Source organism: Helcococcus sp. KG196 (assembly GCF_046035495.1).
Lineage (GTDB): Bacteria > Bacillota > Clostridia > Tissierellales > Peptoniphilaceae > Helcococcus > Helcococcus ovis.
Map to the genome: position 1 here is coordinate 40,210 of NZ_JBFNFI010000010.1, position 22,073 is coordinate 62,282.

Genomic DNA, 22,073 nt, shown 5'->3' on the forward strand with positions numbered 1-22,073 from the left:
ATACACTGCATAAAAATTAATTTAATGCATAAAATAATTTTTATTTTGTCAATATTTTTATTACTTCTTTATAATCTTTAGATACATTTTCCTTTTCTTTTCTTGTTGAAAATTCTACAATACCATCTTTAGAATCTCTACCAACAGTTATCCTATATGGGATACCAATTAAATCTCTATCCTTAAATTTTACTCCCGGTCTTTCTTTTCTATTATCTAGCATTACTTCTACACCATTTTCTGTTAATGTATTGTAGATTTCTTCCGCAAGTTTATCTTGTTCTTCATCTCCAACTTTTACAACCGTAATAATTACTTTATATGGAGCAACAGATTCAGGCCAAATAATCCCATCTTCATCGTAGTTTTGTTCAATGATAGCTGTTACAGTTCTTGTTATCCCTATACCATATGAACCCATGATGAAATAATTTTCTTTTCCATTTTCATCTAAAAATTTAGCATTCATTTCTGCGGAATATTTTGTGCCTAATTGGAATATATTACCAACTTCAATACCTCTTGCAAATAAAAGTTCTTCACCATTTGGTCCTTTATCACCTTCTTGAACCATTAGTAAATCTTCAACAACTTCACCTACAAAGTCTCTTCCGTAATTTACATTTTTAATGTGGTAATCTGTTTCATTTGCTCCAACAACGAAATTGGACATTTTTGTTACTCTTGAGTCTACAATTATTCTTACTTCTTTAGACAAACCTATAGGTCCCGTAAATCCAGCATCTGCCCCTGTTAATTTTCGGATATCTTCATCATTCATCATTTGAATTTCATTTTCTGAAACTTTAACATATGATAAAAATTTTAATAAATTTAATTCTCTATTGCCCGGTACAAATACCACAAAAAATTCATCATCTGATTTTAATGCAATAGCTTTTACAAATTTACTTGAATCTTCTTTTAAAAATGATGAAAGCTCTTCAATTGTTTTTACATTAGGTGTATAAATTTTTTCTAATTCTAGAGCTTCTTCTTTTTCAAGTTCAGGAAGTGTTACAACACATTTTTCATCTGTTGCTGCATAATCACTATCATTTGAATAAACAATAACCCCTTCTCCGGTTTCAGCCATAGCTATAAACTCATGAGAAATACCACTTCCCATAAGCCCGCTATCGCCTTGAACAACTCTGTAATCCAAGCCGATTTTATCAAAAATATATTCATACGCATCCCACATATTTTGATATGATTTTTCCAAACCTTCTTGGTCTTTATCAAATGAGTAGGCATCTTTCATTGTAAATTCTCTTGCTCTATTTATACCAAATCTTGGTCTTTTCTCATCTCTATATTTTGTTTGAATTTGATATATATTTAACGGTAATTGTTTATAAGATTTTAATTCATCTCTAACTAATGTTGTGAAATATTCTTCTGCTGTAGGTCCCAAGCAAAAATCTCTATTATTTCTATCTTTTAACCTAAACATCTCTTCACCAAATTTTTTCCATCTACCCGACTCTTCCCAAATTTCTTGAGGTTGCAATGCAGACATTAAAACCTCTTGAGCTCCAAATTTATCCATTCCTTCTCTTACAATTTTTTCAATATTTTTAATAACTCTATATCCTAATGGTAAGTATGAATAAATACCCGATGCTGATTTTCTAATCATTCCAGCTCTTAAAAGAAGTTTATGGCTTGCAATTTCTGCATCCTGAGGATCTTCTTTTAAAGTAGGCATATAATATTTGTCCATTTTCATTATTTTAATCCTTTCATGCTTAGACCAACTTTGTGTCTAGCTTTATCTACATTTATTATTTTAACTTTTACTATATCTGAAACTTTTAAAACTTCACTTGGATGCTTAATAAATTTATCACTTATCTCAGAAATGTGAACAAGACCGTCATTTTTAACTCCAATATCTACAAAAGCACCAAAATCTACCACATTTCTTACAGTTCCTTTTAGCTCCATTCCAACTTCTAAATCGTCAATACTTAAAACATCAGCCCTTAAAATAGGTTTCGGCATATCTTCTCTTGGATCACGACCCGGCTTTTTCAATTCCTCTATAATATCTTTTAATGTCAATTCCCCAACATTTAATTCTTCCGATACTTCTTTAATATTTATATTTTCTAAATCTCTATCCATAATTTGCTTTGCAATCTTATATGATTCGGGGTGAACAGCAGTATTATCCAAAGGATTATCACTCTCAGGAATTCTCAAAAATCCGGCTGCTTGCACAAATGTTTTAGGCCCTAATCCCTTAACTTTTTTCAATTGTTCTCTTGAAGTAAATTTACCGTTTTCCAATTTATAATCAATAATGTTTTGTGAAACTTTAGCATTTATACCTGAAACATATAATAGTAAAGATGGTGAAGCTGTATTTAGATTTACTCCAACTGTATTAACGCAGTCTTCAACTACATTTTCAAGAGTTTCTGATAATTTTGCTTGATTTACATCATGTTGATATTGACCAACACCAATATGCTTCGGTTCAATTTTAACAAGTTCTGCCAATGGATCTTGTATACGTCTGGCAATTGAAACCGCACCTCTCACAGTAACATCCTTATTCGGAAATTCTGCAATACCAACTTTAGAAGCCGAATATATAGAGGCTCCCGATTCATTTACTATTGTATAAAATACCTTTTTAGAAAACTCATTTTCATTAATCATTTTTGATACAACCGCTTCTGTTTCTCTTGAAGCTGTCCCATTTCCAATTGTTATAAGCCCAACTCCATATTTTTCAATTAATGTCTTCATAACTTTTATTGAGCCGTCAATATCTTCTTTTGGTTTTGCCGGATAAATTACTGTATCATATAATAATTCTCCCGTTTCAGAAACAACAACCAATTTACAACCTGTCCTATACCCCGGATCAAGTCCCATTACAACTGTTCCTTTTATCGGAGCTTGCATTAAATATGGTTTTAAATTTTCAGCAAAAACATTAATAGCTTGGGACTCTGCTTTCTCTGTTAATTCTGATCTGATTTCATTTTCAACTGACGGAAATAATAATCTTTTATATCCATCTTCTGCTGCTTCGAAAATATACTTATATGAGTCATAGAATTTGTGTTTTTGAATACTTATAGCAATTTGAAAAATATTATCTTCATCTAGTAATTTAATTCCTACTTTTAGAAATCCTAATTTTTCACCTCTATTTATAGCTAAAATTCTATACGAAGGAAGCTTTGTAATTTTTTCTTCAAACTCAAAATAATTTTCAAAAACTTTTGCTTCTTCTTCCTGAGATTCATCTATCTTAGCTTTTTCAGAAACTAATATTCCCGCTCTTTCTGCATCCCTTCTTAAAATATTTCTAAATACAGTTGTATCTGAAATCAATTCCGCAATTATATCTTTAGCACCATTTATCGCATCCTCAACAGTTTCAACCTCTTCAGTTAAAAATTCTTTTGCTTTTTCTTCAATTAATTCATTGCCTTCCTTCCAAGTAAGAATGAAGTTTGAAAGTGGTTCCAATCCTTTTTCTTTAGCTTTTGTAGCTCTAGTTTGTTTCTTTTGCTTATATGGTCTATAAATATCTTCTACTTCTTTTAGTGTTTCAGCTGCTTGAATTTGCTTCATTAATTCATCAGTCATTTTTTCTTGTTTTTCAATAGATGAAATTACTTCTTCTTTTCTAGTTTCTAAATTTCTCAAATAATTAAGATTTGTTTCCAGTTCTCTTAAAACTTCATCAGTTAAATTTCCAGTAACTTCTTTTCTATATCTGGCAATAAAAGGAATTGTATTTCCTTCATCCATTAACGCAATAGTTTTTTCAATTTGACTTTCTTTAATATTTAATATTTCTGATAGTTTCTTATTTATATTCATCTTTTCTCTACTTCTTTCATGTTAAGATATGAATTTATGAAATCATCTAAATCACCATTCATAACTTTTTCAATATTACCAACTTCATAATTTGTTCTGTGATCTTTAACCATTGTGTATGGTTGAAATACATATGATCTTATCTGTGATCCCCACGATATTTGTGAATATTTTCCTTGAATATCTTCAATTTTTTCCTTATGCTCTTCTTCTTTTATTTGAATCAACTTCGCCATCAACATTTTCATAGCAGTTGCCCTATTTTGAATTTGAGATCTTTCATTTTGTGAACTCACTGTAACCCCAGTAGGAATATGAGTTATCCTAACAGCCGAGTCAGTTGTATTAACGTGTTGTCCACCTGCTCCACTTGCTCTATATGTATCAATTCTCAAATCTTTTTCTTCAATTTCAATATTCATTTCATCATCTAATTCGGGGTAAACATCTAAACTCGCAAATGATGTATGTCTTCTAGCATTTGAATCAAAAGGAGATATTCTTACTAATCTGTGAACTCCTTTTTCAGCCTTTAAATATCCATAAGCATTCTTACCTTTAACAATTAAAGTAACAGACTTAATACCGCCACCATCCTCATTATTGTATTCAACAACTTCATATTTATATCCTTTAGAATCGATCCATCGTGTATACATTCTATATATCATTTCTGCCCAATCAGTAGCCTCAAGCCCACCAGAGCCAGCATGTATAGAAATTATAGCATTATTAGCATCATATTCTCCAGATAATAATGTTTCTATTTTCAACTTGGAAACATCTTTCTTAACTTTAATTAAATCAGATGTCAATTCTTCCTGCATTTCAATAAACTCTTCAACACTCATTATTTCAAGTAAATCTTTTACAGAGTCTAAACTATCACTTATATCGGTATATTTTTCAACTGTATCCTTTATAGAATTTAACTCTATCATTATTTTTTGAGCTTTTTCAGAATCATCCCAAAAATTCGGTTCAAATGATTTATCTTGTAATTTTTTTAATTCAATTTTTTTACCTTCAATGTCTAAAGATTTCCCTAGGCTATTCATAATCTTAAGTAAACCTTCAATTTCATTGTTCATTTCAAATTGTTCTATGACGATCACCTCTCAATTTTTATATCACTATATTATAACATAAAATAAAGTATATTTTTAGAGTAAAATACTATATTTTATATAATAATTTATTATATTATTACATTGTAATTAAAAATTTATGACACTTAAAAAATTTTAATTGCTTAAAAATTAATCTGTTTATTTTCCCTAAAACATAAAAAGCTATAGTAAAATAACTTTTTAATTATTTTACTATAGCTATAAATATTTTTATTCATTCTTCCCGTGACAGTTTTTATATTTCTTACCTGACCCACATGGACACAAGTCATTTCTACCAACTTTTCTTGAAACTGTTCTTTGTCTTGGTGTTTCGTCCGCAGCCCCTTCCAAAGATTCTCTTTCAGCTTTTGCAACTTTTTCTCTTTCAAGTTTTGATTCAGCTTCAACTCTAAATAAAAATCTTATGGTATCTTCTCTAATTGAATGATTTAATTCATTAAACATTTCATAACCTTCATTAGCATATGCTCTAACTGGATCTTCATTACCAATAGCTCTGGCCCCGATGTTTTGTTTTAATTGATCCATTGCATCGATATGATCCATCCATTTTTGATCAACAACTTTTAGAAGAATTATCCTTTCAATTTCTCTCATTTGTTCAGAACCAATATGTTCTTCTTTAACTTCATAAATTGATTTTGCAATATTTAATAAATCTACTTTTAATTTTTCAATAGAAGTAACTTCTAATGTAGTCCATTTATTAGCAGGTACACATATATCAGCTAAATAATTTTTAAGTCCGACTAATTCCCAATCAGATTTCTTTGTTGAAGAATTACAGAACAAATCAACAGCTTCATCAATAACAGTTTCTAACATCGTCATAATGCTTTCTTTGATATTATCTCCATTTAATACTGCGTTTCTTTCTCCATAGATTACTTCTCTTTGCTTATTCATAACATTATCATATTCTAAAACTCTTTTTCTTGTTGAGAAGTTATTTGCTTCAACTCTAGCTTGAGCTCTTTGAATTGCTTTTGATAATATACCGGCTTCTATTGGTTCATCCTCTGGGAATGATGTAAATCTCTTCAATGCTTGTCCACCAAATAATCTCATCAGATCATCTTCTAATGATACGAAAAATCTTGATCTACCGGGATCTCCCTGACGTCCAGCACGTCCTCTTAATTGGTTATCAATACGTCTTGACTCATGTCTTTCAGTACCTATTATTAATAATCCACCTGCTTCTAGTACTTTTTTAGCATTTTCATCTGTTTTTTCTTTAAAATGTTTCTTTAGTTCAGCAAATATTTTTCTTGCTTCAATAATCTCTTCATCCGATGTTTCAGCATAACCATCAGCTTCATCTATTAGATATTCTTCAATACCCCTCTTTCTCATCTCAGCTTTTGCCATGTATTCAGGATTACCACCTAACACAATATCTGTACCTCTACCTGCCATGTTGGTTGCTATTGTAATCTTTCCAAATTCGCCGGCTTGAGCAACAATTTCAGCCTCTCTGGCATGTTGCTTAGCATTAAGTACTTCATGAGGTATTCTTTGTTTCTTTAATAAACTTGATAAATATTCTGACTTTTCAATAGAAACCGTACCAACTAAGATCGGTTGTCCGGTAGCATGAGCTTCTTTTATTTCTTCAACTACAGCATTGAACTTTGCTTTTTCATTTACATAAACTCTATCATTTTCATCAATTCTTATAACAGGTCTATTTGTAGGAGCTTCTATAACATCTGAATTATATATTTCAGCAAATTCATCTTTTTCAGTCATAGCTGTACCTGTCATACCAGCTAATTTATCATACATTCTAAAGAAGTTTTGGAATGTAATTGTCGCTAAAGTTTTTTGTTCACTCTTTATATTTACTCCTTCTTTAGCTTCTAATGCTTGGTGTAAACCGTCAGAATATCTTCTACCTTGCATGATACGACCTGTAAATTCATCAACGATTAAAATCTCATCATCTTTTACAACATAGTCAATATCATTATGCATTGTATTTCTAGCTTTCAACGCTTGATTAATGTGATGTGCTAATTCCATATTTTCAGCATCTGATAAATTTTCAATTCCAAAGAATTTTTCAGCTTTTTCTGTACCTTGTTCTGTAAGTGTTGCTGATTTTCTCTTTTCATCTACCACAAAATCTACAGTTTCTAACTTTACATCTTCTAAAAGCATATCTAATTTATTTTTTTCAGTTTCTTCAGGATCTAAAATTCTACCTTCTAAAGTCTTTACAAATGTATCTGCTTTTAAATACATATCTGTAGATTCTTCACCTTGTCCAGAAATAATAAGAGGAGTCCTTGCTTCATCAATTAAAATTGAGTCCACTTCATCGACTATCGCATAATGTAGACCTCTTTGCACCGTATCTTCTTTATAGATTTCCATATTATCTCTTAAATAATCAAACCCTAGTTGATTATTTGTTGCATATGTAATATCTGCGTTATATGCTTCTTGTCTCTCTCTTTGAGTTAGTCCATAAAGTACACAACCTACTGATAAGCCTAAATATCTATAAACCTTACCCATCCAGTCCTTGTCACGTTCCGCCAAGTAGTCGTTAACAGTAACAACGTGCACCCCCTTGCCTTCCAATGCATTTAAATATGCAGGTAATGTAGCTACTAAGGTTTTACCTTCACCAGTTTTCATTTCAGAGATGCTTCCTTGATGCAATATCATCCCTCCTATTAATTGAACCGGATAGTGCTTCATGCCTAAAACTCTCCATGATGCTTCTCTAACAGTCGCAAATGCTTCTACTAAAATGTCATCTAAAGTTTCTCCATTTTTTAATCTTACTTTGAATTCTTCTGTTTTATTTTTTAATTGTTCATCTGTTAATTTTGAATATTCTTCTTCCAGTGATAAAATTTGATCAACTTTTGGCTGTAATTTACTTATTTCTTTTTCACTAAAAGATCTAAAAATTTTTCTTAAAAAGCCCATTAATTATATTTCCTTTCATACTTTTCTACAATCCGTTTTATTATATCATAATGAGGTTAAATACTCAAAAAAAGTTGATAATGGACGAAAATCCATTACCAACTTTTAAATATATAATTTAATTTTGTTCTATTAAACCATAATTACCATCATTTCTTTTATATACTACCGATACCTTTTCAGTTTCCGCATCTTGATATACAAAGAAATCATGACCTAAAAGATTCATTTGCATCACAGCATCTTCTATAAACATTGGTTTTAATCCTATTTTCTTTATTTTAACAACCTTTGGTTCATCATCTTCCGAAATAGTTGAGTCATCAACAGGTATCTCATCATATCTAATAGATTCTCCTGAGTTTCTTACTTGTAATTTAGTTTTATATTTTCTTATTTGTCTTTCTAATGACTCGATAACTCTATCAACTGAAGACAACATATCATCTGAAGTTTCTTCTGCTCTTAAAATAGTGCCTTTTTTCAACCATATTGTAATTTCTGCTGTTTTGAAATTACCATGATTTGAAAATGAAGCTTTTGCCTCAATATCACTATCGAAGAATTTATCTATTCTTCCTAACTTTTTATCAACTTCTTCTTTGAAGTTTTCTCGAACAGTTATATTTTTCCCAACATATTGAACTTTCATATGTTACCTCCTACTATTTTGTTATTTTTTATATACCCTTTTAAATAAAAAAATAACAATTAAAACCGAAAATCTCCAACAAAAAAATCACTAAAGTTATCCACAATAGTGATTTTTTTGTTACTGAAATTTAATTCAATATCAATATTTATTTTTTATTATAAATATTATATAAAGTTATCAACATTATCCACTTGTTTTATTAAAATCAGGTTGATAACTTAAATCTAGAAAATATATTTTGAGGAGAAGTTGTGTCTAAATTGTTGATAACTTTATTAAGATAATATTTATAATATTATCTCCGGAAAATTTTAAGCATTAGGTTTTTCCCCCTTAAAAATTATATTTAAATCTATTTTACGAGAATCTCTTAATACGGTAACTTTAACCTTATCTCCAATTTTATATTTTAATAATGCCTGTTTTAACGCATTCATTGATCCTATTTTTTTACCATTAATAGATAAAATTACATCTCCTGCTTTAATCCCTGCATATGATGCAGTACTATCCGGCATAACTTCAGCTACATAAACACCTTCTTTAACATCTAAATCATAATCAGAAGTATATTGAATATAGTTTTTTAAATCTATACCTCTTATACCTAAAAGTATCGGACTGAAATTCCCATTTTTTATCACGCTTTCAACAACTGATTTAGCTATATTTACAGGTATCGCAAACCCGATTCCATCTGTACTTCCAACTTTAGCAGTATTTATACCAATCAGCTGCCCTCTGTCATTTAATAACGCACCCCCACTATTTCCAGAATTAATCGAGGCATCAGTCTGAATTAATCCATTCATAATTAAGCCATTTTCCATAGTTATTGATCTGTTTAATCCTGAAATATAACCGGATGTTAACGTTGATTGCAAATTTAGCCCTACAGGGTTTCCAATAGCTATAGCTTTATCTCCAATATTTAATTCATCAGAATTTCCAAATTCTACAGCAGGCAATCCTTTTTTGTCTACTTTAATAATACATAAATCTAATGTTTCATCCTTCCAAACAACTTTAGCCTTTGCATGATCGTCATTAGAAAAAATAACATTTATTTCTTTTGGATTATTTTGAACCACATGAGCATTTGTAAGTATGTATCCATTTTGACTTACAATTACCCCTGAACCTATACCTTCACCTTTTAATGCTTCGCCAAATATACTTCTCTTTCCCTCAAATTTTGTATTTATTCCAACAACTGAAGGTATAGCTTTTTTAGCTACTGCATTTTCTACATTGATCCCTGACTTTTTAGATATATTAACTGTTTGAACATTTTCAGATATTGTTTTATTTTTTTTATTAAAATAACCCATAGTATATGGTCCCATAAAAGATCCTATAATAGACCCCACTAAAACCAATGCTGTAGCTTTTACAAAACCAAATTTAGGTTTACTATTTTTTATTTGTTCATCAACATAATTTTTATCAACATATTCAAACTTTTCTCTATTCCTTTCTCTATTAAAAAATATATTATCTTTATATTTTCTATTATCTATAGTATTTGAAAATTCAAAATCATTTTTGGAATGATTTTCATTATTTTCTTTTCCACTATACTCTGAAAACTTTTTTTCTTCTGAAATATCAGGAGTAATATTTTCATCATCATTATTTTTATTTAGCCAATTTTTAAATTCATCATTATAATTATCTTTCATATTATCCTCCCATTTATTATTTGTCTATATAATACATAAAATTTGTATTCAAAATATGTAAAATTTGTTTAAAATGTGAAGATTAATAAAAAACTTGGAAATATTGCAAAATAAAATTTTAATCATTTCGCAATGCTTCCAAGTTAATGTCTTTATTAATTAGAATCCTCATCTTTTTCTTGAATTGTTTCAATTTGTGTTTTTACATATGTGTTTTTTACAATTTTATTTATTTTTTCCCTCACTTTTATTAAACTTTCTTCATTTGGAATCATCATTGACAATCTATAATTAGGCATTGCATAAGAAGGTAAGTCTAAAGTATACTCTCCCATTAATGTTTGTGATTTCACATCATAATTTGTTCTTGATATTAATTGATTTGTAGCTAAATCAACTAATGATTTAGTAGAAAGATTTGTTACTACATTTTTTTCTAATATTTTCAAAAGACCGTCTATATTTTTTAAAATTGATGGTTGTGTAACTTTTTTTATTATAGCAGTTAAAAGTTTTTCTTGATTTTTGCCTCTTCCAATATCACCTTCTTCAAGTCCATATCTTTCTCTAACAAATGCAATGGCATCGCTTCCTGTTAGATGCGTATATCCTTTTTCATAATATTTATGATTTACATTTGATGTAAAAGATTCGTCTATATAAACATCTACTCCTCCCAATTCATCAACTATTCTAACAACTGAATCAAAATTTACTCTAACAAAATATGGAATTTTAATTTCTAAAAATCTTTCTAAGGTGTGTAAAGAACTCATAACGCCATAGTTACCTGCATGTGTCAATTTATCATATTGGTCATTTCCCCCATCTGCAATAGGTAAATAGGTATCTCTAGGTACAGATGTTAATAATACTTTACCTTTACTTGGGTTGACACTGGCAATTATATTCACATCAGATCTTGAATTTTTCTTCAAATCCCCACCTATATCAATACCGGAAACATAAACATTAAATGACTCTGAAGTATGCACATCTTTTGATTCAAATCCTATATTAGGATTACTGTTTTCTACATTTTGGTTCATTTTTTTTATAGAATTATCAAGTTTTAGATAATACATAGCAAAAACTGACATAGCTGCTATTAATAATATCATAATTATAGACACTATAAATCTTACTGTCTTTTTATATTTTTTATTTTTTAATATAATTATAAAACTTAAAATATTAAACACCAAAATTGAAAATATTATAATGGCTTTCATCTTAGTATCAAATACATTATATAAAAATATAAAACCAACGAAAACTATAGATATTATAAAGAAAAAAGACAAAACTAATTTTGAAAATTCAAATTTAGCAGGTTTTTCTTCTTCTATATTTTCTAAATCTAAAATTTTTCTTTCTTCTAAATCATTCATATTTTCCTCTTGTTGTAGCTAATCTACTTTAAAATTTCAGTAATATTTTCTTTACTTATCCTATTATAAGGTATTATAACCGAAATGTAAATTAATATAGATGCAATTAATACTCCTAATCCCCAAGTTCCAAATGAAATTGAAAATGTTTTTAATAATTCTTTTGAATACAAAATTGGTAATCCGCTTAATAGTTGTCCATACATTATATAAAATATAATTAGCGAAAATACTACAGATATAACCGAAGCTATAATTACTGAAAGTAAATTTTCTAATAAAACTATCTTTCGAAGTCTTTTTTCTTTAATTCCTACCGCTTTAATTAACGCAAATTCTCTTCTTCTAGTTAATGTATTTGAATAAGTTGAATTTATAATATTTAATGCTCCTATAGCACATATCAACCCTATAAATCCATAAACAAATAATCTTGCAATTTTTATCACAGGAAAAATTAATGATACACTTGATGTCTTAGGATATTTTGTCATTATTGATGAAAATTCATAACTGGTTTCATTGTCAAATTTTGTTCTATATATGCCAATTTCTGTTTGTGCACTTAAGGCATTTTTCTCTAATTTTGAAATTTGTTCAATGTTGGATCTCCTAATATAAAGTACATATTGCCTTGTATCATCTGAATTTTTTATGTTTTTAACATGTAGGTTCGTAGCACTATTTTTTACAAGCTCTTGTTCATGTTTTAATCCCTCTTTATCATAAATAACTTTTATAGGAATAATCTCAATGCTAAATGCTTCACTATTTTCTGCTGAATTTTTTATATTTGTGATGACATTTTGTTCATCTTTACCAAATTGATAGTCAAAAATTTTATCATCTAACACTTCAATCCTTATATAATCTACATCACTTTGAGTTTTTACATTTTTACCTTTTATATTTCCTCTTAATTCTATCAAATCTTTTTCCTCTGTTATGTTAATTCCATTAATTTTAGAAATATCACTAACTAGATTTCTTGAAAACTTTTTGTTCGTTCTAAGAACAATATTATTTTTTTGATTGTTTTCCATAGATTTTACAACATCATTATCAAACAAGCTAATAATACTTGACATTACAACAAAAAGAACTACACTTACAGAAATTGAAATAGTCGTCATAATAAATCTTTTTCTATTCCTATCAATATTTCTTGACGCTAAAAATCCATCATATCCAAATAATTTATTAATAATTCTTCTTTTTTTAGGTTTATATACCTTTTTCTTTTGTTTAGTAACTTGATTTAAGGCATCAATTGGCGATTTATTAAATACAAATAATGCTGAAAGTATATTCGAAATAAATATAACTAAAAACCCTACAATTACCGATACTAATAATACTTCTTTACTAAAATGAACATTTATATTATTTGTAAAAATTATAGATGTTGTCCTAATAATTCTGTTTACTATTTCAAAAACAATTTTCATGCTTATGTTTCCTACAAAATAACCTAAAGGAACCGATACTACAAAATAAAATAGTGAATCTAACATAACCATTTTAAATAGTTGCAAGTTTGTAAATCCGACAACTTTTAGTAATCCCAAATCTCTTAATCTTTCAAAATAATTTGTAGTAAAAATATTATATATAAACAATACAATTGCTACCGATACAACCACTATTAATGTTATTGCTACATTAAACAGGGTGTCTAAAACTCTAGATTGAGTTATATCCTTTAATTTTATGTAATCATTTCTTATAACTAATCTATTATTTAAATCACTTGTGTTTTCATCATATTTTGATATTTCTTTTAATTTATCTAAGTTTTCATCTAAATTATCATAATTTGAAAAAAATCCAAAAAGATCAAATCTATCATGTATCTTATTATCAAATCCGAGTATATCTCCGTAAAATAGACATATTTGTTTATCTCTATTAATATTTTCATCATCAAAATGAGCTAAAAAATTCCCATCTCTTACCTCTTCTTTAATAAAGCCAACAATTTTATAATCTTTATACTCACCATTAAATACATCCGTCATTTTTTTTATATCATCAATATTAACTAATTTTGATTTATCAATTTTATTATAATTTTTTTCTTCTATTTTCCCCTTTAAAAGTGGTTTATTTTCCATCCTATTTATGTAATTTTTATTAAAAGTAGGATTATAATCAAAAAAATTATCAAATTTCAAACTTTCTTGAACACCTAATTTTACAGTATTTCCTATTTTATCAAATCCCGGTGCGATATATTTTAAATTAAATGGAACTAAAATTTCATTTTCATTTTTAGGCAGCTTACCTTCTATTAACTTATCTTTAGGAAAATATTTATTATAAAATTCTTCATTAGCGTTTCTGTGTTCAAATTCAATATAGTTATCAATACCTAAATCTGAAGTTTTTGTGTGTATCCTTGAAATATATTTTCTGGATATTTTATATATACCTCCTAAATTTTTTAAATTATTAGCCTTCATTTCTTCACTACTATTTGATTCCTTAATCCTGAAATCATATGGTCCATCCACATTCTCGTACGAAGATCTATTTTCTTTTATTAGTGAATACGCTATATTTCCAATTGATGTAATCATTGAAATAGAAATAATAATGCCTAATAAAGTCAAAATAGTTCTCAGTTTATTTTTCTTAATATACCTCCAACTAAGTTTACTTATAATTTTCATCTTATGCCCCCATTATTTTTCCATCTTCAATTTTTATTATCCTATCAGCTGCTGCCGCAAGACTTAAATCATGGGTTATCATTACCACAGTAATTCCATATTTTTTTCCAAAAAGTTTCAATAAATTTAAAATTTCTTGTGAATTTTTTTTATCTAAATTCCCGGTCGGTTCATCAGCAAGTATTATGGATGGCTTATTTATCAATGCCCTTCCAATAGAAACTCTTTGCTGCTCTCCGCCCGATAATTGAGAAGGAAAATGATTTAACCTGTCTGTAAGCCCTAATTGTTTTATAATTTCATCAAACATTTCCTTATCAATTTCAATATTATCCAATGATGTAGGAAGTTTTATATTTTCTTCAGCAGTAAGAACCGGTATTAAGTTGAAAAACTGAAATACAAATCCGATATTTCTTCTCCTAAATATCGCTCTCTCATCATTTCTCATTGCATATATATCTTTACCATTTAAATATACAGTTCCACTTGTCGGTATATCTAACCCACCTAAAAGATGTAATAATGTAGATTTCCCTCCTCCACTAGCTCCAACTACGGCAACAAATTCCCCTTCTTCAACCTCTAAATTCACATTGTTTACCGGGTGTACAAATGTATCCCCCTTTCCATATGTTTTATTTAAATTAACAGTTTGTATTACTTTCATCTTCTCCTCCTTAGAACGTAAAACAAGTTTATATTTATACTATATCATTTATTTTTTAAATAATTATTAAATTTATATAACAATTTTGTTATAAATACAAAAATGATCTAAATGTTAACTTTTAGATCATTTTATTTTTAATTTTTTATTTTAAAAATAATATTGTAAATGTAACACCATTACTGTCATTTTGAACAGAAATCGTTCCTAATTGAGCTTCAATTATCTTTTTAGATAAGTTTAAACCAACTCCTACAGATTCTTTATTAGTATTACTGCTTAATTTATAAAATCTTTTAAATATATTTGTGATATCATCATTAGATATATTTTCACCTAAATTACTTACATCTATTCTAATCATAGATACATTTACTAAATAATCAATGATAATGCTCGTACCCTCATATGCATGTTCTGTAGCATTTTTTACAATATTAAGTAAAGCTTCTCTAGTCCAATTTAAATCCAGTCTAACTTCTGAATCCAAATCTCCACTATGAATCAATTTCAAGTTTTTTTTCTTTAATTGTTCATACAAAACATCTTCAAAACCTAAAGATAAATTAGATATCTTAAAATCTTCTTCTTTAATTTGAATTGAATTGGCATCAAATCTTGCTATTTTTAATAAAGATGAAACTAGCCAAGATAATCTAATAATTTGAGACTGACTTAAATTTAAAAATTCTATTTGACTTTTCTCTAGATTGTTTGAATCCATTATAATTTCATTATTCATCATTAAAGAGGCTAATGGAGTTTTTATTTGATGGGATATATCAACTAATGTATCCTTCAATTTTTCCTTCTCTTTTTCTAAGGAATCATAATTACTCTTTATAGATAATCCCAACTTATTGAATCTGCTATTTAAGCTGGAAATAACACTATCATCATTTTCTTTCAGCTGATAATCAAATCTTTTATTTTGCAATGAATCTATAAATTTATCAATCTTTTTTATATATTTTTTTTGATTTCTTTTTATAAAAATAAAGTTAATTAATTGTAAAATTAAAAATACAATTGTTACTATACATAAAATATAAACCAATCTTAACGAAAATAATTGCCCTCTAAAATTTATAAATCCATATCTTGCATCATTTAATTTTGTCAACTTTTCATTTATTAAATTTTCATCAGGTTCATTTTTTAATTTTTCATAAATATTTACTCCGGTCATATCTTCATATCTACGCATTTGCTTTATTAGGGTTTTTTCTATAATTAATCTTTTTTTACTTGTTCTATAATCCAAATATTGAGTTACAAGTACTGCAACACAAAATATTATAAATATATTTACAATAACAATTGTAAAATATTTTTTTCCCTTTAGTAGAACCATTATTTAACCTCCACCGACCAAATATAACCTATTCCTCTTTTAGTTTTTAAATATTTTGGTTCACTTGGATTATCCTCAATCTTCTCTCTAATTCTATTTACATATACGGAAATAGTAGAATATGCTTGAAACTCAGCATCTGAATCCCATAAAAATTCCAGTATGTTTTCCCTACTCAATGCTAAATTATAATTATCCATAAAATAATTTAGTAGTCTATATTCTGAATGCGTTAAATCTATCATTTTATCGTTTTTATAAACTTTAAGTGAAGGCACATCTATTTTAATTTCACCTGAAACTCTAGTCATATCACTTACAGAAACAGTTCTTTCCAATAATCTTTTAATTCTTACATGTAAAACTTTTAGACTAAATGGCTTAGTAATATAATCATCTCCACCATTATCAAATCCTTTAATTATATCCTCTTCTTCATCTTTCGCAGTTAAAAATATTATCGGTGTAGATTTATTTTTTCTAATATTTGGAACCAATTCAAAGCTTTCCCCATCAGGAAGTGTAACATCCAAAATTACTAAATCAAATATTTCGTCTTCTAAAACTTTTTTTGTTTGTAAAATATTTTCAGTATGAATTATATCATATCCTTCTTTATTTAAGGAATAAACTAACCCAACGCTTAATGATCTATCATCTTCAACTAAAAGTATCCTTGTCATATTTCACCTCTTTAGATTTTTTTATAATTATATCATTTTATCTTATTTATTAAAATGTACTTTTTAATTGAAAAATTCTTATTTTTTAATCTTTATATAATTCAATTAAATATTATAATTTCGATTACAATAGAAATACGTTAATTAAGCTCTAGTTTATATAATTCATACTTATCTAAAAACTTAAATCCTAATTTTTCAACAATATCTATTTCCTCTTCTCCTACAAAATAAGTCATATATTTTTGCCCATCACTTTTTGATACATTTAGAGCTTTTATTAATAAATTATTCATAATTTTTTTATCAAATTTATTATCTTGAAAATCCACACCAAAAATTTCCATAAGTAATGGAGTATATACGAAATAAATAGTCCCCTTAACTTGTCCTTCTTCATAATATAAGTATATATTCCAATTATTTTTTGTTAAAGTAAATATTTGTTTATATAATCTTTCAGAATTCCAATAAATTCCTTCAATTTTATCATGAAGATTAGAAAAATCATTCCAATTTTCTTCGTTAACTTTTATAATTTCTCCATCATATTCTTTAGGCTGATACTCCTCAAAATTAAGAGTATATACATAGTTTTCTTCAACTTTTGTAGTACCAATTTTTTTCAGATAATTTACACTTTCAATATTTTTTGATGGCAATCCAAAGAATATTGTATATTTTGAAAAATATTGTTTAGCGTATTCAATAAATTCTTCAATAGATTTACCTTTAAATTCTTTAACGTTAAAAACTCTAATTCCCAAATATAGATCACTTGGAAGCCAGTAAAAATCAATCCATCCTAAAACTTCTCCATCTATTTCAAATTATAAAATTTTTGAATTTTCATCTTCAAAAGACTTAAATGCAGAATTGTAAAAATCTTCCTTAGTCTTTATACCATCTAAATATGTAGGAAAAAAAGAATTCTCAAAATCTTGAGAAAGCCTATAGGCAAATTCCAAATAATTATTTACGTCTTCTAAATTAGCTTCTCTTAACATTATCTATACCTTTGTTATCAATCCAATATCTTTGAACTATTTTTCCATCTTCTAATACTTCATTTTCTAAAATTCCACCATTATTAATAATTGATTTTGCTGATCCAATATTAGTTTTATCACAAGTCATAAGCACTTTACCAATTCCTAATTTCTTACATTCTTCAAGTGCCAATCCTATCATAGCTGTCGCATAACCTTTTCGTCTCTCATCAGGTCTTATCCCATCTCCAATATGTCCTCCAAATTGAAGTAAATGTTCATTTAATGAATGTCTAATATTAACCGCACCTACAAATACTTTTCTATCCATGTCATAACAAAAAAGTGTGGTAGAGGCAACTTTACCTTCATCTATATTTTCTTTTCTATCCAAATTATCCAAATAATATTGAAAATCTTCATCCATATTCCTAAAAATAGCCGATGGCGAACCATTAGTCTTATTTTTTTCAATATCTTCTTTCCATATTTTTAGCATTTCAATAATTTTTTCTTTGTCATTTATTGTCGGTTTTATTAATTTTATATTCATAGTTTAGCTCCTAAAAATTATGTGCATGAATGTAATACGCATATCAAGCATGTATAACATGCACATTATACGCATAAATCATTTATGTTTTTAAATACTTTATAATATTATATATTAAAAGGAGTTCTATTTCCATGACAAAAGTAAGTACAAATATTAGTTTAGATCCAGTTTTGAAAAAAATGCTCAAGAATTATTAAAAGATTTAGGAATGAATCTTTCAACTGCAATCATAATTTTTTTAATACATCAAAGCATAATTTTAAGGCATATTCATAAGAGTCTTCTCCAAAATTTCTAGCATCATATTTTTCGATATCTGCTAATGAATCTGCAGTAAAAAGAATTTGCCCCCAAATTACATTTCTGAATTGTGCTACAGCCGCTAAAGCCGAACACTCCATTTCAACAACAGCACATCCTTCTTCTTTTCTATAAGCAACTTTTTCAGGAGTTTCTCTATAAAAACCATCAGTAGTCCAAGTTAAAACCTCGACATATTCTAATCCATGTTCTATTAGTGTCTTTTCAATAGCTTTCAATGCAACTTTATTTATTTCAATATACCTAGAAGGATTTATATAATGGTAGCTTGTACCTTCATCTCTTAAAGCTTTTATAGGAACTATAAACTTATTTTCATCTAAATCAATCAAAACACCACAAGTTCCTGACGAAATTATTTTTTTTACCCCATAAGAAATCAACCAATCTAAAATCTGCCCTGATGAAGCTGAACCCATTGGTGCCTGAACTAAACAAATTTCTTCACCTTCATATTTTACAACATAAATTGGATATATTTTAGTACAAGATATAAATTCAGAAACTTTACATGCTCTATTTTTTTCGGCGAATTTATCTATTTCATCTTCTAAAAATGCAAACACACATTTTTCGGGTAATTCTAATTTCAAATTTTCATGATTTGGCATAATAACTGCACTTTGATTATCATCATATTCCAAAATTGGAATTTCATTTTTTATTAATGTCATTTTTATCCTATTATCTCCTTCATCATGTACCTATCTTCATATTCTTTATATCCATTTTTAGGATAAAAAGAATATGACTCATACCAATTCTTTTTACTTTCACCCAAATGAACTCTTAAAGTCTTAATCCCTTTATTTTTTAAGTAATCCTCTACAAACGCCAGAAGTTTAGTACCTATCCCCCTTCTTTTCATAGATGGTTTTATATAAAATCTATGTAAAAAAGCTTCTTCTTTATTTTCTATTTTCGAATATCCTAAGCAACCCAAAACTTCTTCTTTTTGATTAACCACTAACCAAAACATGTCACCTTTATCAATATAATATTTATTAATATCATATAAATCTTCTCTTAGATTTGAGTTAAGTCCAATACTAATCCTTGCTTCTTTAATCATTTGATGTAAATCTTCTTTATACTTATTAGAATATTTTATTATTTTCAAAATATTACTCCTAGAAAGTTTTAATAAATCTCATTTTCCAAAATTTTTGTAGCATGCTCCAAAACAGGTATTTCTCTATCAGCAATAAGCTTTCCCAATCTTGTATTTGAACATTTAACATACTCTCTTCTAGCTTCTTCATATGTTAATTTCAAGGTAGATAAATGAAAATCATTTATCTCCGAGTCTGTCATTTCTTTTTCTCCAAATGACTTAATTTTACACAAATAATAATTATTAATATTTCGTCTATGAATCAAATTATAAAAATCTTTTACTACTCCTAATTTAGTTATAATCTCTACTTCAACGCCTAATTCTTCTTTAAGTTCTCTAACTATTGCTTCTTCAAAATTTTCTCCTGATTCAACTCCACCACCTGCTGTTTCAATAAGTGTTGCTTTACCGAAATCATCATCTCTCTCAACTCTAACAAAATAATAATTTTCTTCATTATCTATAACTATAGCTCTTACAATATCTCTATCATGATCTGTATAGGTAAAATCCCATTGAGTATCTTGCAATGATATATTTAATTCTTTCATCTAATCATCCATCCTTATACAAAAATATAATTTTTCACAATCAAAATTTATCCAAATATCTAACTATTTCTTTACCAATTTCTTCAGGTTTTTCACTATAAAAATCATGATTTGTATTTTCAATAAATACAATTTCAATATTTTTTCTATCAAGTTTATTGTAATTTTTAACCTTGTTTAACTTATAGTCATATGCTTCTTTTGGTGTATCTGATAAAAGTAATAAAATGTCTTTTTCCGTATTTATCGAAAATATATCTTTATATTGATCAAATCTCAAGTCAAAAAGTGAGCATACAGTATCAGGATTCATATCTAAATTGTTTTGCTTAATATAATTTCTACTCCACTCTTTTTCTTCTTCTAAAGTTGTTTGCATAAAATCATTTCCAAATACTCCACCATCAAGTATTATAGTAGATTTAGGGTTAATATCATCTATGAATTTTAATATTAAATCCGATCCTAATGAATATCCCATAACAAGAGAATTACAAGGAATAACTGACTTTATCCAATTTACAAAATCTTCTCTATTTTCTATTTTAATATTTAAATTAGAATATTGTCCTGGCAAGTCTATATAAATAATTTCATAATTTTGACTATTTAAGAATTTGTTAAATTCTAATATAGACTCCTCTTTAGCCCCCAATCCTGAAAGCATATATATTTTTTTCATAATTAACTCCTTATTATATATTATACATATCTTCTAACTTTATCAATTCTACATTATTTCCTACTTCCATTTTACTAAAAACTGATAAACTCGTTATCAAATAAAAGGATTCTTTATAAGAAAAATTTAAGTATTTTTCAACTAAATTATCAATTACCGATTTATCAATCAACTCATTTTTCCACTTTGCTTCTAAAAATAAATATTTTCCATCATCTCCATAAGCAATCATTTCAATTTCTAATTCTTTCTTCAATCTACTATCATTTCCCCACCAATTACCATAATCATCTGGAAAAATTGGTGATAATCCTCTTTTAAATCTTTCTTCAAAATATTCTATAAAAATTTTTTCAAAAACTTTTCCCGTGTAATCATTTAAATTGTCTTTTATAGACTTGTTATAAACTAACTCACCCATATCTAAATTAATAAGATTTAAATTCTTTTGAACAAATTTATAACAAAAATAAAACATTGTGTCCCTTATTAAATAGATTGATCCTTTAGATTTTCTATTTAATACAGGAGTATTTTTTCAATTATTCCTAACTCAATTAATGAATTTAAGTAATAATTTAAGCTACTGGTTGCTAATTTTAACTTATTTCCAATCTCATTTAATTTAGTAGCTCCTTGAGAAAAGGTTAAAAATAATCATGTATTACAAATTGTTTCTTAATATTACAGGTAAATTCTTTTGAAAATCATGTATTATAATAATTTTTTTATATTACAGGTAAAAAAGGTTAAAAATAGTCATGTATTACAATGATTTCTTAATATTACAGGTAAATCCTTTTGAAAATCATGTATTATAATATT

General features: G+C 27.3%; 19 protein-coding genes. All 19 read right to left on the minus strand.

The features are described from left to right. Window positions 1-40: 40 nt before the first annotated feature. The 19 genes from ABGF45_RS05585 to ABGF45_RS05675 all read right to left on the minus strand — a co-directional run bounded on the left by ABGF45_RS05585 (window position 41) and on the right by ABGF45_RS05675 (window position 21,726). Entirely contained in the window at window positions 41-1,732 is a 1,692-nt protein-coding gene (locus tag ABGF45_RS05585; protein ID WP_134711431.1) for a proline--tRNA ligase, read from the minus strand. After that, window positions 1,732-3,849: a Tex family protein gene (locus ABGF45_RS05590; protein WP_408112701.1), complete on the minus strand. Its 2,118-nt coding sequence runs from the start codon at window positions 3,847-3,849 to the stop codon at window positions 1,732-1,734. Before ABGF45_RS05590 ends, ABGF45_RS05585 begins: the two co-directional genes overlap by 1 nt. Beyond that, window positions 3,846-4,940, minus strand: a complete 1,095-nt coding sequence (gene prfB / locus ABGF45_RS05595) for a peptide chain release factor 2 (protein WP_408112702.1) — start codon at window positions 4,938-4,940, stop codon at window positions 3,846-3,848. The genes ABGF45_RS05590 and prfB overlap by 4 nt, the downstream gene beginning before the upstream one ends. Before the next feature lie 249 nt (window positions 4,941-5,189). Then, on the minus strand, window positions 5,190-7,925 hold the full coding sequence (gene secA, locus ABGF45_RS05600) for a preprotein translocase subunit SecA (RefSeq protein ID WP_134711428.1): 2,736 nt from the start codon (window positions 7,923-7,925) through the stop codon (window positions 5,190-5,192). 118 nt (window positions 7,926-8,043) lie between these two features. Further along, window positions 8,044-8,577, minus strand: a complete 534-nt coding sequence (hpf, locus tag ABGF45_RS05605) for a ribosome hibernation-promoting factor, HPF/YfiA family (RefSeq protein WP_134711427.1) — start codon at window positions 8,575-8,577, stop codon at window positions 8,044-8,046. 314 nt (window positions 8,578-8,891) lie between these two features. After that, entirely contained in the window at window positions 8,892-10,262 is a 1,371-nt protein-coding gene (locus ABGF45_RS05610) for a S1C family serine protease (protein ID WP_134711426.1), read from the minus strand. 155 nt (window positions 10,263-10,417) lie between these two features. Next, a complete protein-coding gene (locus ABGF45_RS05615; protein WP_134711425.1) occupies window positions 10,418-11,653 on the minus strand; it encodes an LCP family protein in 1,236 nt (411 codons plus the stop codon). Window positions 11,654-11,676: 23 nt separating this feature from the next. Continuing rightward, entirely contained in the window at window positions 11,677-14,325 is a 2,649-nt protein-coding gene (locus ABGF45_RS05620; protein WP_134744258.1) for an ABC transporter permease, read from the minus strand. Between the two features lies 1 nt (window position 14,326). Beyond that, on the minus strand, window positions 14,327-14,995 hold the full coding sequence (locus tag ABGF45_RS05625) for an ABC transporter ATP-binding protein (RefSeq protein ID WP_134711423.1): 669 nt from the start codon (window positions 14,993-14,995) through the stop codon (window positions 14,327-14,329). 145 nt (window positions 14,996-15,140) lie between these two features. Further along, window positions 15,141-16,349 (minus strand): sensor histidine kinase KdpD, encoded by a 1,209-nt coding sequence (locus ABGF45_RS05630; protein ID WP_134711422.1) that lies wholly within the window; start codon window positions 16,347-16,349, stop codon window positions 15,141-15,143. Continuing rightward, a complete protein-coding gene (locus tag ABGF45_RS05635; protein WP_134711421.1) occupies window positions 16,349-17,032 on the minus strand; it encodes a response regulator transcription factor in 684 nt (227 codons plus the stop codon). The genes ABGF45_RS05630 and ABGF45_RS05635 overlap by 1 nt, the downstream gene beginning before the upstream one ends. A gap of 140 nt (window positions 17,033-17,172) precedes the next feature. Further along, window positions 17,173-17,799, minus strand: coding sequence for a hypothetical protein (locus tag ABGF45_RS05640; protein WP_134744257.1), 627 nt, complete (start codon window positions 17,797-17,799; stop codon window positions 17,173-17,175). A 63-nt stretch (window positions 17,800-17,862) separates the two neighbouring features. After that, entirely contained in the window at window positions 17,863-18,039 is a 177-nt protein-coding gene (locus ABGF45_RS05645) for a hypothetical protein (protein ID WP_167554122.1), read from the minus strand. Then, the gene (locus ABGF45_RS05650) at window positions 18,023-18,574 is read right to left on the minus strand and encodes a GNAT family N-acetyltransferase (RefSeq protein WP_134711419.1); all 552 of its coding nucleotides are present in this window, start codon (window positions 18,572-18,574) and stop codon (window positions 18,023-18,025) included. The genes ABGF45_RS05645 and ABGF45_RS05650 overlap by 17 nt, the downstream gene beginning before the upstream one ends. Window positions 18,575-18,804: 230 nt before the next feature. Then, entirely contained in the window at window positions 18,805-19,572 is a 768-nt protein-coding gene (locus ABGF45_RS05655) for a nucleoside phosphorylase (protein WP_134711418.1), read from the minus strand. 2 nt (window positions 19,573-19,574) lie between these two features. After that, window positions 19,575-20,018, minus strand: a complete 444-nt coding sequence (locus tag ABGF45_RS05660) for a GNAT family N-acetyltransferase (RefSeq protein WP_134744256.1) — start codon at window positions 20,016-20,018, stop codon at window positions 19,575-19,577. 20 nt (window positions 20,019-20,038) lie between these two features. After that, on the minus strand, window positions 20,039-20,566 hold the full coding sequence (locus tag ABGF45_RS05665; protein ID WP_134744255.1) for an NUDIX domain-containing protein: 528 nt from the start codon (window positions 20,564-20,566) through the stop codon (window positions 20,039-20,041). A gap of 40 nt (window positions 20,567-20,606) precedes the next feature. Further along, a complete protein-coding gene (locus tag ABGF45_RS05670; RefSeq protein WP_134744254.1) occupies window positions 20,607-21,248 on the minus strand; it encodes an alpha/beta hydrolase in 642 nt (213 codons plus the stop codon). 13 nt (window positions 21,249-21,261) lie between these two features. Continuing rightward, complete coding sequence (locus ABGF45_RS05675) at window positions 21,262-21,726, minus strand: DUF234 domain-containing protein (protein WP_134744253.1); 465 nt, start codon at window positions 21,724-21,726, stop codon at window positions 21,262-21,264. Window positions 21,727-22,073: the final 347 nt, after the last annotated feature.

Bases quoted from the DNA above. Each gene is read 5' to 3' on its own strand.
- ABGF45_RS05585 (WP_134711431.1), bottom strand. From the start codon at position 1,732: ATGAAAATGGACAAATATTATATGCCTACTTTAAAAGAAGATCCTCAG.
- ABGF45_RS05590 (WP_408112701.1), bottom strand. From the start codon at position 3,849: ATGAATATAAATAAGAAACTATCAGAAATATTAAATATTAAAGAAAGT.
- prfB (WP_408112702.1), bottom strand. From the start codon at position 4,940: ATGAACAATGAAATTGAAGGTTTACTTAAGATTATGAATAGCCTAGGG.
- secA (WP_134711428.1), bottom strand. From the start codon at position 7,925: ATGGGCTTTTTAAGAAAAATTTTTAGATCTTTTAGTGAAAAAGAAATA.
- hpf (WP_134711427.1), bottom strand. From the start codon at position 8,577: ATGAAAGTTCAATATGTTGGGAAAAATATAACTGTTCGAGAAAACTTC.
- ABGF45_RS05610 (WP_134711426.1), bottom strand. From the start codon at position 10,262: ATGAAAGATAATTATAATGATGAATTTAAAAATTGGCTAAATAAAAAT.
- ABGF45_RS05615 (WP_134711425.1), bottom strand. From the start codon at position 11,653: ATGAATGATTTAGAAGAAAGAAAAATTTTAGATTTAGAAAATATAGAA.
- ABGF45_RS05620 (WP_134744258.1), bottom strand. From the start codon at position 14,325: ATGAAAATTATAAGTAAACTTAGTTGGAGGTATATTAAGAAAAATAAA.
- ABGF45_RS05625 (WP_134711423.1), bottom strand. From the start codon at position 14,995: ATGAAAGTAATACAAACTGTTAATTTAAATAAAACATATGGAAAGGGG.
- ABGF45_RS05630 (WP_134711422.1), bottom strand. From the start codon at position 16,349: ATGGTTCTACTAAAGGGAAAAAAATATTTTACAATTGTTATTGTAAAT.
- ABGF45_RS05635 (WP_134711421.1), bottom strand. From the start codon at position 17,032: ATGACAAGGATACTTTTAGTTGAAGATGATAGATCATTAAGCGTTGGG.
- ABGF45_RS05645 (WP_167554122.1), bottom strand. From the start codon at position 18,039: ATGTTAAGAGAAGCTAATTTAGAAGACGTAAATAATTATTTGGAATTT.
- ABGF45_RS05650 (WP_134711419.1), bottom strand. From the start codon at position 18,574: ATGAATATAAAATTAATAAAACCGACAATAAATGACAAAGAAAAAATT.
- ABGF45_RS05655 (WP_134711418.1), bottom strand. From the start codon at position 19,572: ATGACATTAATAAAAAATGAAATTCCAATTTTGGAATATGATGATAAT.
- ABGF45_RS05665 (WP_134744255.1), bottom strand. From the start codon at position 20,566: ATGAAAGAATTAAATATATCATTGCAAGATACTCAATGGGATTTTACC.
- ABGF45_RS05670 (WP_134744254.1), bottom strand. From the start codon at position 21,248: ATGAAAAAAATATATATGCTTTCAGGATTGGGGGCTAAAGAGGAGTCT.
- ABGF45_RS05675 (WP_134744253.1), bottom strand. From the start codon at position 21,726: ATGTTTTATTTTTGTTATAAATTTGTTCAAAAGAATTTAAATCTTATT.